25 protein-coding genes and 1 pseudogene are annotated in these 13669 nt (G+C 59.9%); all 26 read right to left on the minus strand.

Translation table 11 applies throughout. From position 1 onward, the window contains the following. Positions 1 to 62: 62 nt before the first annotated feature. A complete protein-coding gene (gene rpsK, locus MOV76_RS27790; RefSeq protein WP_003547577.1) occupies positions 63 to 452 on the minus strand; it encodes a 30S ribosomal protein S11 in 390 nt (129 codons plus the stop codon). 133 nt (positions 453 to 585) lie between these two features. After that, positions 586 to 954, minus strand: a complete 369-nt coding sequence (rpsM, locus tag MOV76_RS27795; RefSeq protein WP_003573772.1) for a 30S ribosomal protein S13 — start codon at positions 952 to 954, stop codon at positions 586 to 588. Positions 955 to 1176: 222 nt separating this feature from the next. Continuing rightward, positions 1177 to 1827, minus strand: a complete 651-nt coding sequence (locus tag MOV76_RS27800; protein WP_247265741.1) for an adenylate kinase — start codon at positions 1825 to 1827, stop codon at positions 1177 to 1179. Continuing rightward, complete coding sequence (gene secY, locus MOV76_RS27805; RefSeq protein ID WP_018447022.1) at positions 1824 to 3164, minus strand: preprotein translocase subunit SecY; 1341 nt, start codon at positions 3162 to 3164, stop codon at positions 1824 to 1826. Before secY ends, MOV76_RS27800 begins: the two co-directional genes overlap by 4 nt. A gap of 236 nt (positions 3165 to 3400) precedes the next feature. Beyond that, the gene (gene rplO, locus MOV76_RS27810) at positions 3401 to 3877 is read right to left on the minus strand and encodes a 50S ribosomal protein L15 (RefSeq protein WP_003547567.1); all 477 of its coding nucleotides are present in this window, start codon (positions 3875 to 3877) and stop codon (positions 3401 to 3403) included. Positions 3878 to 3893: 16 nt separating this feature from the next. Beyond that, positions 3894 to 4103, minus strand: a complete 210-nt coding sequence (gene rpmD, locus MOV76_RS27815; RefSeq protein ID WP_003547566.1) for a 50S ribosomal protein L30 — start codon at positions 4101 to 4103, stop codon at positions 3894 to 3896. 14 nt (positions 4104 to 4117) lie between these two features. Continuing rightward, positions 4118 to 4687, minus strand: a complete 570-nt coding sequence (gene rpsE, locus MOV76_RS27820) for a 30S ribosomal protein S5 (RefSeq protein ID WP_017963908.1) — start codon at positions 4685 to 4687, stop codon at positions 4118 to 4120. A gap of 130 nt (positions 4688 to 4817) precedes the next feature. Continuing rightward, the gene (rplR, locus tag MOV76_RS27825) at positions 4818 to 5180 is read right to left on the minus strand and encodes a 50S ribosomal protein L18 (RefSeq protein ID WP_018241643.1); all 363 of its coding nucleotides are present in this window, start codon (positions 5178 to 5180) and stop codon (positions 4818 to 4820) included. 12 nt (positions 5181 to 5192) lie between these two features. Further along, complete coding sequence (gene rplF, locus MOV76_RS27830; RefSeq protein ID WP_017963907.1) at positions 5193 to 5726, minus strand: 50S ribosomal protein L6; 534 nt, start codon at positions 5724 to 5726, stop codon at positions 5193 to 5195. A gap of 42 nt (positions 5727 to 5768) precedes the next feature. Continuing rightward, positions 5769 to 6167 (minus strand): 30S ribosomal protein S8, encoded by a 399-nt coding sequence (gene rpsH, locus MOV76_RS27835; protein WP_003547562.1) that lies wholly within the window; start codon positions 6165 to 6167, stop codon positions 5769 to 5771. A gap of 12 nt (positions 6168 to 6179) precedes the next feature. Then, positions 6180 to 6485 (minus strand): 30S ribosomal protein S14, encoded by a 306-nt coding sequence (rpsN, locus tag MOV76_RS27840; protein WP_003547561.1) that lies wholly within the window; start codon positions 6483 to 6485, stop codon positions 6180 to 6182. Between the two features lie 32 nt (positions 6486 to 6517). Further along, on the minus strand, positions 6518 to 7075 hold the full coding sequence (gene rplE, locus MOV76_RS27845) for a 50S ribosomal protein L5 (protein ID WP_018067987.1): 558 nt from the start codon (positions 7073 to 7075) through the stop codon (positions 6518 to 6520). Next, positions 7068 to 7376, minus strand: a complete 309-nt coding sequence (gene rplX / locus MOV76_RS27850; RefSeq protein ID WP_003547559.1) for a 50S ribosomal protein L24 — start codon at positions 7374 to 7376, stop codon at positions 7068 to 7070. The genes rplE and rplX overlap by 8 nt, the downstream gene beginning before the upstream one ends. Positions 7377 to 7387: 11 nt before the next feature. Further along, entirely contained in the window at positions 7388 to 7756 is a 369-nt protein-coding gene (rplN, locus tag MOV76_RS27855; protein WP_003573790.1) for a 50S ribosomal protein L14, read from the minus strand. 259 nt (positions 7757 to 8015) lie between these two features. Then, entirely contained in the window at positions 8016 to 8255 is a 240-nt protein-coding gene (gene rpsQ, locus MOV76_RS27860) for a 30S ribosomal protein S17 (protein ID WP_003547557.1), read from the minus strand. A gap of 12 nt (positions 8256 to 8267) precedes the next feature. Beyond that, positions 8268 to 8468 (minus strand): 50S ribosomal protein L29, encoded by a 201-nt coding sequence (gene rpmC / locus MOV76_RS27865; protein WP_018241642.1) that lies wholly within the window; start codon positions 8466 to 8468, stop codon positions 8268 to 8270. Between the two features lie 12 nt (positions 8469 to 8480). Beyond that, positions 8481 to 8894 (minus strand): 50S ribosomal protein L16, encoded by a 414-nt coding sequence (gene rplP / locus MOV76_RS27870; RefSeq protein WP_003573792.1) that lies wholly within the window; start codon positions 8892 to 8894, stop codon positions 8481 to 8483. Positions 8895 to 8930: 36 nt separating this feature from the next. Then, positions 8931 to 9662 carry a 30S ribosomal protein S3 gene (rpsC, locus tag MOV76_RS27875; RefSeq protein WP_003547554.1) on the minus strand — a complete coding sequence of 244 codons (732 nt, stop codon included), beginning with the start codon at positions 9660 to 9662 and terminating at the stop codon, positions 8931 to 8933. Beyond that, positions 9662 to 10051 (minus strand): 50S ribosomal protein L22, encoded by a 390-nt coding sequence (gene rplV / locus MOV76_RS27880; protein ID WP_003547553.1) that lies wholly within the window; start codon positions 10049 to 10051, stop codon positions 9662 to 9664. Before rplV ends, rpsC begins: the two co-directional genes overlap by 1 nt. A 2-nt stretch (positions 10052 to 10053) precedes the next feature. Continuing rightward, a complete protein-coding gene (rpsS, locus tag MOV76_RS27885; protein ID WP_003547552.1) occupies positions 10054 to 10332 on the minus strand; it encodes a 30S ribosomal protein S19 in 279 nt (92 codons plus the stop codon). A gap of 15 nt (positions 10333 to 10347) precedes the next feature. Continuing rightward, on the minus strand, positions 10348 to 11184 hold the full coding sequence (rplB, locus tag MOV76_RS27890) for a 50S ribosomal protein L2 (protein WP_018241641.1): 837 nt from the start codon (positions 11182 to 11184) through the stop codon (positions 10348 to 10350). A gap of 11 nt (positions 11185 to 11195) precedes the next feature. After that, positions 11196 to 11489 carry a 50S ribosomal protein L23 gene (locus MOV76_RS27895; RefSeq protein WP_003547550.1) on the minus strand — a complete coding sequence of 98 codons (294 nt, stop codon included), beginning with the start codon at positions 11487 to 11489 and terminating at the stop codon, positions 11196 to 11198. After that, positions 11486 to 12106 carry a 50S ribosomal protein L4 gene (gene rplD, locus MOV76_RS27900; RefSeq protein WP_003573800.1) on the minus strand — a complete coding sequence of 207 codons (621 nt, stop codon included), beginning with the start codon at positions 12104 to 12106 and terminating at the stop codon, positions 11486 to 11488. Before rplD ends, MOV76_RS27895 begins: the two co-directional genes overlap by 4 nt. 13 nt (positions 12107 to 12119) lie before the next feature. After that, a complete protein-coding gene (rplC, locus tag MOV76_RS27905; protein ID WP_018067989.1) occupies positions 12120 to 12761 on the minus strand; it encodes a 50S ribosomal protein L3 in 642 nt (213 codons plus the stop codon). Positions 12762 to 12800: 39 nt separating this feature from the next. Next, positions 12801 to 13109, minus strand: a complete 309-nt coding sequence (gene rpsJ, locus MOV76_RS27910; protein ID WP_003547547.1) for a 30S ribosomal protein S10 — start codon at positions 13107 to 13109, stop codon at positions 12801 to 12803. Positions 13110 to 13263: 154 nt separating this feature from the next. Further along, positions 13264 to 13669: pseudogene (tuf, locus tag MOV76_RS27915) on the minus strand (elongation factor Tu); the annotation flags it as partial.

Genomic DNA, 13669 nt, shown 5'->3' on the forward strand with positions numbered 1-13669 from the left:
TGGCAACCGAGCTTGAAAACCACCGGGAGCGCGAAGGCGCTCACCGGTGACGAGAGCGATGATCAGACGCGGCGCTTCTTGCGCGGACGGCAGCCATTGTGCGGGATCGGGGTCACGTCGCGGATGGACGTGATCATGAAACCTGCAGCCTGGAGCGCGCGCAGAGCCGATTCACGACCCGAACCCGGACCGCAAACTTCGACTTCCAGCGACTTCATGCCGTGCTCCTGGGCCTTCTTGGCGCAGTCTTCGGCAGCGATCTGGGCGGCGAACGGGGTCGACTTGCGCGAGCCCTTGAAGCCCTTGGCGCCAGCCGACGACCAGGCGATCGCATTGCCCTGCGCGTCGGTGATGGTGATCATCGTGTTGTTGAAGGTCGAGTTGACGTGAGCGACACCCGACGAGATGTTCTTGCGCTCGCGACGGCGAACGCGGACGGCTTCCTTAGCCATGGTATTCCTTTCGTTGATCTCTTCACCGCCGTAATGCCAGCGGCTACACCGGAACGGCGCCTATATGGTCCCGCTCCAAACTCAAAAGAGGCCGGCGCAGACCGCCAGCCTCCCCACCCCGGTTTCCCGGAAATTACTTCTTCTTGCCAGCGATTGCCTTTGCCGGACCCTTGCGGGTGCGGGCATTGGTGTGCGTGCGCTGACCGCGAACCGGAAGGCCGCGGCGATGACGCAGGCCGCGGTAGCAGCCGAGGTCCATCAGACGCTTGATGTTCATCGCGGTATCACGACGAAGATCGCCTTCAACCTGATAGTCGCGGTCGATGGCTTCGCGGATCTGAAGGACTTCTGCGTCCGTCAGCTGATGCACACGACGTTCGGCCGGGATACCGACCTTTTCGACGATTTCCTGTGCGAATTTCGGACCGATCCCGTGAATGTAGGTCAGCGCGATAACAACGCGCTTCGCAGTCGGGATGTTGACGCCAGCGATACGTGCCACGCCTGTTCTCCTTGCATTCCAGTTGCCATCCGGCAAGTGGGCTTCGTTATGCGGCTCTTGAGAACCGCCCGTTCAGATTTACGTCCGTAACATGTCAAAACGACCGCACCCGGACTTCCCTGGGAAATCCGCGCCGATCGCATGGAATGTCGCGAGTTGGCGCGGTGTTTAGCGGAATCACTGCTGAAAAGCAACCGTTCCGCCAAGTTTATTTTCAAAGCCTTAAAGCTTGGAAAGAATGCTTTCGACCTCGGCCGTCACCTGATCGATCTCTGCCATGCCGTCCACGGACTTGAGCTTGCCCTTGGCATGGTAATAGCCGATCAGCGGCGAGGTTTCCTTGTAGTAGACCTGCAGCCGAGCCGTCATGGTCTCCGGGGTGTCATCGGGACGGCGCTTGAAGTGCGTCGAACCGCACTTGTCGCACACGCCCTCAGCAGCCGGAACATTATCGGTATCGTGATAGACGCTGCCACACTGTGCACAGGAGTAGCGACCGGCAACACGTCGGATCAATTCGTCATCATCGACACGGAATTCAATGACAACGGAGAGGCCGAGACCCTTTGCCTTCAGCATCGCCTCGGTGGCATCAGCCTGGACGAGCGTCCTGGGGAAGCCGTCGAGAATGAAGCCGTTGGCGCAATCGGGTTGATCGATTCGCTCGGAAACGATGGCAATGACGATCTCATCCGAGACGAGCTTGCCGGCGTCCATAACCGCCTTCGCGCGCTTGCCTACATCCGTGCCGGCGTTAACCGCTGCACGCAGCATGTCCCCCGTGGAAAGCTGCGGAATGCCGTGCTTTTCCACGATCCGCTGGGCCTGGGTTCCCTTACCCGCGCCCGGCGGCCCCAAAAGGATAAGTCTCATCGCCCCCTCTTTCCTCCACGCAACTTCGATTTCTTGATCAGGCCTTCGTATTGCTGCGCGATCAGGTGACCCTGGATCTGTGCAACCGTATCAAGAGTTACGCTAACCACGATCAAAAGCGAAGTCCCACCAAGGGCTAATGGAATGCCGGTTTGCGACACCAGAATCTCTGGGAGAATGCAGACGAAGACGAGATAGATCGCGCCGATCACCGTGATGCGGGTCAGCACGTAGTCGATATATTCGGCAGTGCGCTCGCCCGGACGGATGCCGGGAATGAAGCCGCCATGCTTCTTCAGATTGTCGGCCGTGTCCTTCGGATTGAAGACGATAGCCGTATAGAAGAAGGCGAAGAAGGCGATCAGCGCGCCGTACAGCACCATGTAGAGCGGCTGGCCATGGCCGAGGGCCGCGACGATCGATGTCGCCCAGGAAGGCATTGCCGTGGTGTTGGCGAAACCCGCGACCGTTGCCGGCAGCAGCAGCAGCGACGACGCGAAGATCGCCGGAATGACACCTGAAGTGTTGAGCTTCAGCGGCAGGTGCGAGGTATCGCCCTGGAACATCCGATTGCCAACCTGACGCTTCGGATACTGAATCAGCAGCCGGCGCTGGGCGCGCTCGACGAAGACGATGATGCCGATGACGGCGATCGCGACGACAATGACGAGCAGGATGAGGAAGGTCGACAGCGCACCGGTGCGGCCGAGTTCGAGCGTGCCGGCAAGAGCAGTGGGAAGGCCGGCGGCGATGCCGGCGAAAATGATCAGCGAGATGCCGTTGCCGATGCCGCGCGAGGTGATCTGCTCGCCGAGCCACATCAGGAACATCGTACCGCCGAGCAGCGTCAGAACGGTGGAAACACGGAAGAACCAGCCTGGCTCGACGACGAGGCCCTGGCCGCTTTCAAGGCCGGCGGCAATGCCATAGGCCTGAAGCGCACCGAGGATGACGGTACCATAGCGGGTATACTGGTTGATGATCTTACGGCCCTGCTCGCCTTCCTTCTTGAGGTTTTCGAGCGCCGGCACCACCGAGGTCATGAGCTGCACGATGATCGAAGCGGAGATATAGGGCATGATGCCGAGCGCGAAGATCGCCATGCGCTGAACAGCGCCGCCCGAGAACATGTTGAAAAGGCCGAGAATGCCGCCTGACTGGCCGCGGAAAGCCTGGGCATAGGCTTCGGGATTGAGACCCGGAAGCGGAATATGCGTGCCGAGTCGGTAGACGAGGAGAGCTGCCAGTGTGAACCACAGGCGCTTCTTCAAATCCTCGGCTTTGGCGAAGGTCGAAAAATTGAGGTTGGATGCCAATTGTTCCGCTGCAGAAGCCATGCGTTTCTCCGCGCTACCAATTCCGGCGTCTCTGGGGGGACAGACCGGACCCGGAATCAGTATGAAATTATTCAAAACCGGGTTCAGGACGGATTGCGGCGCAACCCCTTGCCTCACCCTTGTTTTCGAGTCTTACCGGCATGACGCGGGCGCGCCAGCCAAGTTTTTGTGAGGCCCACATATGGGAGCAAAATCGCCCGGTGTGAAGCACCCCGGGCGATATATCATCAGATTATTTATTCGGCTGCAGCCGGAGCCGAAAGCAGCGTCACGGTGCCGCCGGCCTTTTCGATCTTCTCGACGGCAGGCTTGGAGGCGCCTGCAACGACGATGGTGATCTTGGCCTTGATCTCGCCGTCGGCGAGAACGCGAACGCCGTCCTTGACGCGGCGGATGACACCAGCAGCCTTGAGGGCAGCTGCGTCAACGGTCGTCTTGGCATCGAGCTTGCCGGCGTCGATCGCCGTCTGGATACGGGCCAGCGACACGACAACAAAATCGGAAGCGAAAATGTTGTTGAAGCCGCGCTTCGGCAGGCGACGATAGATCGGCATCTGGCCGCCTTCGAAGCCATTGATGGCGACGCCCGAACGGGACTTCTGACCCTTTACGCCGCGACCACCTGTCTTGCCCGAGCCCGAACCGATACCGCGGCCGAGGCGCTTGCGGCTGTGGGTCGAGCCTTCGTTGTCCTTGATTTCATTGAGTTTCATGAGCGTTTCCTCCGTCTCACTTCTCGTCGACGACGCGAACGAGATGCTGGACAGCACGGATCATGCCACGAACCGAAGGAGTATCCTCCAGCGTGCGGCGACGGTGCATCTTGTTCAGTCCGAGACCGATCAGCGTGCGCTGCTGGACGTCCGGACGGCGGATCGGGCTGCCGATCTGTTCGATCGTGACAGTCTTCGCTTCAGCCTTCTTGGTAGCCTTGGCCATCTGTCAAACTCCTCTTATTCTTCAGAGGCGTTGCCGGAGGCGCCACGACGAGCCTGCAGCGTTGCATACTTGATGCCGCGCTGAGCTGCGATGTCCTTCGGGTGAACCTGGTGCTTCAGAGCGTCGAAGGTGGCGCGAACCATGTTGTAGGGGTTCGACGAACCGGTCGACTTGGCGACGACGTCGTGCATGCCGAGCGTCTCGAATACGGCGCGCATCGGACCGCCGGCGATAATGCCGGTACCGACCTTGGCCGAGCGCAGCAGAACCTTGCCGGCGCCGTGGCGGCCATGAACATCGTGATGCAGCGTACGGCCGTCACGCAGCGGTACGAAGATCAGCTCGCGCTTGGCGGCTTCGGTTGCCTTGCGGATGGCTTCCGGCACTTCACGTGCCTTGCCATGGCCGAAGCCGACGCGGCCCTTCTGGTCGCCAACGACGACGAGTGCTGCGAAACCGAAACGACGGCCGCCCTTGACGACCTTGGCGACGCGGTTGATCGCGACAAGCTTGTCGACGAATTCGCTATCGCGCTCTTCACGGCTCTGGCGGTCGTCCCGCTGCGGCCTTCTTTCCTGTGCCATTGTCCTCTTCCTTTTTCTTTTCCGGGTGCAATCGGCAAACAAATGTGGACCGCATCAGCCTCCCCTTTCGGAGAGTGCCTGCGGTCCGGCGAAAATCCGGCCGGCGCTTGAGCGTCCGGCCGGAAACTGATCAGAAGGTGAGACCGCCTTCGCGGGCCGCTTCGGCGAGAGCCTTGATGCGGCCGTGATAGATGAAGGCGCCACGGTCGAACACGACTTCCGTAACACCGGCCTTGGAGGCGCGCTCTGCGAGGAGCTTGCCCACAACGGCAGCGGCGGCGGTATCGGCACCGGTCTTCAGAGAACCGCGCAGATCCTTCTCGAGAGTGGAGGCAGACGCAAGCGTCTTGCCGGCCACATCATCGATGACCTGGGCGTAGATGTTCTTCGAGGAGCGATGAACCGACAGGCGCGGACGGCCATTGGCCACCGACTTGAGATGACGGCGCACGCGGTTGGCACGACGTGCAAGTGCTTCTTTCCTGCTAGCCATTTCGCGTGATCCTTACTTCTTCTTGCCTTCTTTGCGGACGATCCGCTCGTCAGCGTACTTGACGCCCTTGCCCTTGTAAGGCTCGGGACCGCGGTATTCGCGGATTTCGGCAGCAACCTGACCGACCTGCTGCTTGTTGATTCCGCTGACGACGATTTCCGTCGGCTTCGGAACAACGATCGAGATACCGACCGGCGGCTCATAGATCACGTCGTGGCTGAAACCGAGAGCGAGCTGCAGGTTCTTGCCCTGCATGGCGGCGCGGTAACCGACGCCGTTGATTTCAAGCTTGCGCTCGAAACCGTCCTTGACGCCCTTGAAGATGCCTTCGATCATCGTGCGGGACATGCCCCACTTTGCGCGCGCATCCTTGGTCTGGTTCACCGGCGTCACGACGACGGCGTTATTTTCAAGCTTGAGGCTGATTTCGTCGTTAGCAACGAAAAACAGCTCGCCCTTCGGGCCCTTTGCAGTCACCTTCTGGCCATCGACCGTAGCCGTGATCCCAGCAGGCACCTGAACGGGCTTTTTACCGATACGAGACATGTTTCAATCCTGTCTGTTCGCTATGGAGATCCCTGCCCGATCTTAGAAGACCGAGCAAAGAACCTCGCCACCAACGTTCTGTTCGCGAGCCTGGTGATCGGCCATCACACCCTTCGGAGTCGAAAGGATGGTGATGCCGAGACCGTTCGCGACCTGCGGAATGGACTTGACCGAGACATAAACCCGGCGGCCCGGCTTCGACACACGGCCGATCTCACGGATCACCGATGCGCCTTCATAATATTTCAGCTCGATGCTGAGTTCCGACTTGCCATTGCCGAAATCGACAACGGAATAGCCACGGATGTAGCCTTCGGACTGCAGAACATCGAGAACACGTGCACGGAGCTTCGAAGCAGGCGTCGAGACCGACGACTTGCGGCGGGAAGCGCCGTTACGGATGCGAGTGAGCATATCGCCCAACGGATCAGTCATTGTCATGTAACCTGCTCCTTACCAGCTCGACTTGACGATACCCGGCACCTTGCCGAGATTGCCGAGTTCACGCAGCGCAATACGCGACATGCGCAGTTTGCGGTAATATGCGCGCGGACGCCCCGAAACTTCGCAACGGTTGCGAATACGGGTCTTCGATCCATCACGCGGCAGGGATGCCAGCTTGATCGAGGCCTTGAACCGCTCTTCGATCGGAAGAGCCTGGTTCATGATGATCGCCTTCAAACCAGCCCGCTTAGCGGCCTGGTTGGCGACCGTAGTACGGCGGCGCTTGTTCTTTTCAACTGCGCTTGTCTTCGCCATGTCAGGTTCCTTTTCTACGCTCGTCGTTACGGTTATTGACGGAACGGGAAGCTGAACTCTTTCAGAAGAGCCCGAGCTTCGTCGTCGGTCGTCGCCGTCGTGCAAACGATGATGTCCATGCCCCACATCTGATCAACCTTGTCGTAGTTGATCTCAGGGAACACAATGTGCTCCTTGATGCCCATGGCGAAGTTGCCACGGCCGTCAAAGCTCTTCGGGTTCAGGCCGCGGAAGTCGCGAACGCGCGGGAGCGCGATGTTCACGAGGCGGTCCATGAACTCGTACATGCGGGCGCCGCGCAGGGTGACCTTCGCGCCGATCGGCATCTGTTCGCGGACCTTGAAGCCTGCGATAGAGTTACGTGCGCGGGTGATGACCGGCTTCTGGCCGGCGATCGCAGCGAGGTCGGCGGCAGCTACCGTCGGCTTCTTCGAGTCAGCGGTCGCTTCGCCGACACCCATGTTGATCACGATCTTGTCGAGCTTCGGGATCATCATCTCGTTGGCGTAGGAGAACTGCTCCTGCATCGCCTTGCGGATGCGCTCGACATATTCCTTCTTGAGCCGCGGCTCATATTTTGCCTCAGCCATCGATCACTTCTCCAGAACGCTTGGCCACACGGACCTTCTTGCCGTCAACAACCTTGAAACCGACGCGGGTCGGCTTGCCGTCCTTGTCGATGATTGCAACGTTGGACAGGTGAACCGGGGCTTCCTTGTTGATGATGCCGGCTTCCTGGGTCTGCGTCTGGCGCTGATGGCGCTTGACGACGTTGACGCCACGAACAACGGCACGATCTTCCTTCGGCATGACCTGGACAACTTCGCCGGTACGGCCCTTGTCCTTGCCAGCGAGCATGACGACCTTGTCGCCCTTACGAATCTTCTGCATCGCTTCGCTCCTTACAGTACTTCGGGAGCCAGCGAGATGATCTTCATGTGGTTCTTGGCGCGAAGTTCGCGCGGAACCGGTCCGAAGATACGGGTGCCGATCGGCTCTTTCTTGTTGTCGATGAGGACTGCTGCGTTGGTGTCGAAGCGGATGACGGAGCCATCCGGACGACGGATATCCTTGGCGGTGCGAACGACAACCGCCTTCATCACGTCACCCTTCTTCACACGGCCGCGCGGGATCGCTTCCTTGATCGAAACGACGATGACGTCGCCGATCGAGGCATACTTGCGCTTCGAGCCGCCCAGCACCTTGATGCACATGACACGACGTGCGCCGGAATTATCCGCGACGTCGAGGTTTGTTTGCATCTGAATCATATCAGGTCGCCTTCTTGGTTTACCGGAATGGTTGGGCTAGCCCCCTACTCCGGCTTATGAAAATTTTCGCCGGCCGAGCTGCCATGACGGCAGCACAGACGCGGCAATAGCTGAATAGCGCGGGATCGATCGTGCCAGGGTGGTTTCCCGAACGGGACCTTCCGTGCGCTCAAAGCAAAAGAACGCCCGGCATTCGAGCGTTCTGACGCTGCTTCATACAGATATTTCGGCGAGACGCAAGGCCTCGCGCAAAATTCTGTTACTTGCCCTGGGCGGAAATCACCGTCCAGCGCTTGTCCTTGGAAATCGGCGCGCATTCCTCGATGGATACGGTATCGCCGATCTTGTACTGGTTGTTCTCGTCGTGGGCCTTGTACTTCTTGGAACGACGAACGGTCTTCTGGAGCAGCGGGTGAGCGAAACGACGCTCGACACGAACCACTACCGTCTTCTCGTTCTTGTCGCCAACGACGACGCCCTGCAGGATGCGCTTCGGCATATTTTTCTTCCTTTAGGCCTTAACTTCTGCCGCCTTCTGGCGGGCAATGGTTTTCACGCGGGCGATATCCTTACGGACTTCGTTGATGCGCGAGGACTTTTCGAGCTGGCCGGTTGCCTTCTGAAAGCGCAGGTTGAACTGCTCTTTCTTCAGCTTGGCAAGCTCGTCCTTGAGTTGGTCAGCGCTGAACGCGCGAACGTCTGAGGCTTTCATGAGCTCAATCCCTTACTCTGCAATGCGCTGAACGAAGCGCGTCTTGACCGAGAGCTTGGCAGAGCCGAGGCGAAGCGCCTCACGGGCGATTTCTTCGCTGACACCGTCGATCTCGAACATCATACGGCCGGGCTTGACCTTGCATGCCCAGTATTCAACGGAGCCCTTACCCTTACCCATACGGACTTCGGTCGGCTTTGCGGTTACCGGAACGTCCGGGAACACGCGGATCCATACACGGCCGGCGCGCTTCATATAACGCGTGATCGCGCGGCGGGCCGCTTCGATCTCGCGCGCGTTGACGCGGTTGGGTTCCTGTGCCTTCAGGCCGAATTCGCCGAATGCCAGGTCAGAACCGCCCTTGGCGACGCCCTTGATGCGGCCCTTGAACTGCTTGCGGTACTTGGTACGCTTTGGCTGCAACATTTTCTTATTCTCCGAACTTCTCTGCCACGCGCGCTATCAAGCGTTGTCGCGGCGACGGTCTCTGTCGCGGTCACGATCACGGCTTGCCGGACCCTGGGCGTCACCTTCCATCGCACGGCGCTCGGAAGCCATCGGATCATGCTCAAGGATTTCGCCCTTGAAGATCCAGACCTTGATGCCGCAGATGCCGAATGCGGTTTCTGCTTCAGCCGTGCCGTAGTCGATGTCGGCGCGCAGCGTGTGCAACGGCACACGACCTTCGCGGTACCATTCCGTACGGGCGATTTCAGCACCGCCGAGACGGCCGGCGCAGGTGATCTTGATGCCTTCGGCGCCAAGACGCATCGCCGACTGAACGGCGCGCTTCATGGCGCGGCGGAAAGCCACGCGACGCTCGAGCTGCTGGGCGATCGACTGAGCGACCAGCGTCGCATCGACTTCGGGCTTGCGCACTTCGACGATGTTGAGGTGCGTTTCCGAATTCGTCATCTCCGACAGCTTCTTGCGGAGCTTGTCGATGTCTGCGCCCTTGCGGCCGATGATCAGGCCCGGACGTGCCGAGTGGATCGTGACGCGGCACTTCTTGTGCGGACGCTCGATGACCACCTTGGAGATCCCGGCCTGCTTCAGTTCGCTCATGACGAACTTGCGCATCTTCAGGTCTTCGTGCAGCAGCTGGCCGTACTCGGCATTGTCCGCAAACCAGCGGCTATCCCAGGTACGGTTGATGCCGAGGCGGAAACCGATTGGATTGATTTTCTGACCCATTATGCGGCCTCCTCTGCTGCCTGCACTTCACGAACGACGATCGTCAGGTGCGCGAAGGGCTTTTCAATGCGCGACGCACGACCGCGGCCACGAGCGTGGAAACGCTTCATGACGATCGACTTGCCCACATAGGCCTCGGCGACAACCAGCGAGTCGACGTCGAGATCGTGGTTGTTCTCGGCGTTGGCGATCGCAGATTCGAGCGTCTTCTTGACGGCGCCTGCGATGCGCTTGCGGGAGAACTCCAGCTCAGCGAGTGCGCGCTCGACCTTCTTGCCGCGGATAGCCGCAGCAACCAGGTTGAGCTTCTGGGGGCTGACGCGGAGCGTGCGGGCGACTGCTTGCGCCTCGTTGTCCTTCAGCCGGCGTTCGGCTTTTGCCTTGCCCATTGTTACTTCCTCTTCGCCTTCTTGTCCGCGCCGTGACCGTAGTAGGTGCGGGTCGGAGAGAATTCACCGAATTTGTGGCCGACCATGTCTTCATTGACGCTGACCGGGATATGCTTGCTGCCGTTGTAGACGCCGAAGGTGAGACCGACGAACTGCGGCAGGATCGTGGAGCGACGGCTCCAGATCTTGATCACTTCACTGCGACCGCCTTCACGAACCTTCTCAGCCTTCTTGAGAAGATAGCCGTCAACGAACGGACCTTTCCATACTGAACGAGCCATTGGAGACTTCCTCTCTTACTTCTTACGCTGATGACGCGAGCGCATGATCATCTTGTCGGTCGACTTGTTCGACCGGGTGCGCTTGCCCTTGGTCGGCTTGCCCCACGGTGTCACCGGATGGCGACCACCGGAAGTGCGGCCTTCACCACCGCCGTGCGGATGGTCGACCGGGTTCATGACAACACCGCGGTTATGCGGACGCTTGCCGCGCCAAACGGTACGACCGGCCTTGCCGTCGTTGATGTTGGCGTGGTCAGGGTTGGAGACGGCGCCGATCGAAGCAAGGCAGGAGCCATGAACGAGACGCTGTTCACCGGAGTTCAGGCGAAGGATCGCCATGCCCTGGTCGCGGCCGACGAGCTGTGCGTAGCCACCGGCGGAGCGAGCGATCTGACCACCCTTGCCCGGCTTCATTTCCACGTTGTGGATGATGGAGCCGACCGGGATGAACTGCAGCGGCATAGTGTTGCCGGGCTTGACGTCGACAGCCTTCTCGGAAGCGATAACCTTGTCACCGGCAGCCAGGCGCTGAGGAGCGAGGATATAAGCCTTTTCGCCGTCAGCATAGTTCACCAGCGCGATGAAAGCCGTGCGGTTCGGATCGTATTCGATACGCTCGACCGTGCCTTCGATGTCGAACTTGCGACGCTTGAAGTCGATCAGACGATAGGTGCGCTTGTGACCGCCGCCGATGAAGCGGGCGGTGATGCGACCGAGGTTGTTACGACCGCCGCTCTTGGTCAGACCTTCCGTCAACGCCTTGACCGGCTTGCCCTTGTAGAGGGCCGAGCGGTCGACGATGACCAGCTGGCGCTGGCTCGGGGTGATCGGATTGAATGTTTTCAATGCCATTTTCTTATACCTCAGAGACCGGTGGAGACGTCGATCGTCTGGCCTTCAGCCAGCGTCACAACAGCCTTCTTCACGTCCTTCTGCTTGCCGACGAAACCGCGGAACCGCTTGGTCTTGCCCTTGCGCAGCAGAGTGTTGACAGCCGTGACCTTGACGCCGAACAGCGCCTCGACCGCAGCCTTGATTTCCGGCTTCGTCGCCTGCTTGGCGACATTGAAAACAACCTGGTTGTTTTCGGATACCAGCGTGGATTTTTCGGTGATCGCCGGAGAGACGATCACATCGTAGTGGCGAAGATCGGTCACTTGAATCGCTCCTCTAGCGCTTCAACCGCAGCCTTGGAAAGCACGAGCTTGCCGCGGCGCACGATGTCGTAAACGTTGATGCCCTGGATCGGCAGAACATCGATGTTCGGGATGTTCTGAGCTGCGAGCTTGAAGTTGCCGTCAAGCTCTGCGCCGCCGATGAAGAGGGCGTTGGTCAGGCCGAGCGTCTCGAAAACGGACGCGAGAGCCTTGGTCTTGGCTTCGGTGGCAACCAGGTTGTCGATGACGATGACGTCATCGGCCTTGATCTTGGCCGAAAGGGCGTGGCGAAGGCCGAGTGCACGAACCTTCTTCGGAAGATCGTGCTCGTGGCTGCGGACGACCGGGCCGTGGGCCTTGCCGCCGCCGCGGAACTGCGGAGCGCGAGCCGAATGGTGGCGGGCGCGGCCCGTACCCTTCTGCTTGTACATCTTGGCGCCGGTGCGCGAAACTTCAGCGCGGCCCTTAGCCTTGTGCGTGCCCTGCTGCTTCTTGGCAAGCTGCCAGCGAATGACGCGGGCGAGAATGTCTTCACGGGGCTCGAGGCCGAAAATCGCGTCCGAAAGGGAAACCTTCCCGGCGTCTTTTCCCTCGAGGGTCTTGACGTTGAATTCCATTGATCTGGCTCCCTTACTTCGCGGCCGACTTGACGGCGTCGCGCACGATGATCCAAGCACCCTTGGAACCAGGAACAGCACCCTTGATCAGGATCAGACCACGATCTTCGTCGGTCGAAACCACTTCCAGGTTCTGCGTCGTGACGCGCGTCTGGCCCATGTGACCAGCCATCTTCTTGTTCTTGAAAACCTTGCCCGGATCCTGACGCGAGCCGGTCGAACCGTGCGAGCGGTGAGACACCGACACACCGTGCGTGGCACGCAGACCGCCGAAACCGTGACGCTTCATGGCGCCGGCAAAACCCTTACCGATCGTCGTGCCCGTCACGTCGACGAGCTGACCGGCTGCAAAGTGACCCGCCTTGATCTCAGTGCCGATCTCGAGCAGCTGATCTTCCGACACGCGGAATTCAGTGAGCTTGGCCTTCGGCTCGACGTTGGCAATGGCAAAGTTGCCACGCATCGCCTTCGACGTGTTCTTCACCTTCGCCTGGCCGGCACCGAGCTGAACTGCGGTATAGCCATTCTTTTCGACAGTGCGCGTGGCTACGACCTGGCAGCCTTCCATACGCAGTACCGTTACCGGGACATGCTCGCCGGCGTCGTTATAGACGCGGGTCATTCCCACCTTCTGTGCAATCACACCTGAACGCATCGGTTCAATCCTTCTCACTCAGCCCGAAGACCCGAGGTCTCAGAGCTTGATCTCAACATCGACACCGGCGGCGAGATCGAGCTTCATCAGCGCGTCTACCGTCTGCGGGGTCGGGTCAACGATATCGAGAAGGCGCTTATGCGTGCGCATCTCGAACTGTTCGCGGCTCTTCTTGTCGATGTGCGGGGACCGGTTGACCGTAAACTTCTCGATGCGGGTCGGAAGCGGAACGGGGCCCCGGACGCTTGCACCGGTGCGCTTAGCCGTCGATACGATCTCGCGCGTGGAGGCATCGAGAATCCGGTGATCGAACGCCTTCAGGCGGATGCGGATATTCTGGCCGTTCATTCGACTTTATCCTTGTGTCTGTTATCCGCGTGTCACCACTTAGGGACACGACTTACCTTCAGTTACGTTAGCGGGCCACCGGTTTCAAAGATCGAGAGGGACACCGAGATCGGCGTCCCTATCCTTTCCTTGGGCCTGGTGGCCCAGCCGCTAATTACTCGACGATCGACGCGACGATACCGGCGCCGACGGTGCGGCCGCCTTCGCGGATCGCGAAGCGCAGCTTTTCTTCCATCGCGATCGGAACGATCAGCTCGACGGCAACCGTGACGTTGTCGCCCGGCATCACCATCTCCGTGCCTTCCGGCAGCGTCACAATGCCCGTCACGTCGGTCGTGCGGAAGTAGAACTGCGGACGGTAGTTGGTGAAGAACGGCGTATGACGGCCACCCTCTTCCTTCGTCAGGATGTAGGCTTCTGCCATGAACTTCTTGTGCGGCTTGACAGAACCGGGCTTCGCCAGGATCTGGCCACGCTCGACGCCGTCACGGTTCACACCGCGGATCAGCGCACCGATGTTGTCGCCGGCCTGGCCCTGATCGAGCAGCTTGCGGAACATT

The sequence above is a fragment of the Rhizobium sp. PRIMUS64 genome (assembly GCF_023006465.1).
Taxonomy (GTDB): domain Bacteria; phylum Pseudomonadota; class Alphaproteobacteria; order Rhizobiales; family Rhizobiaceae; genus Rhizobium; species Rhizobium leguminosarum.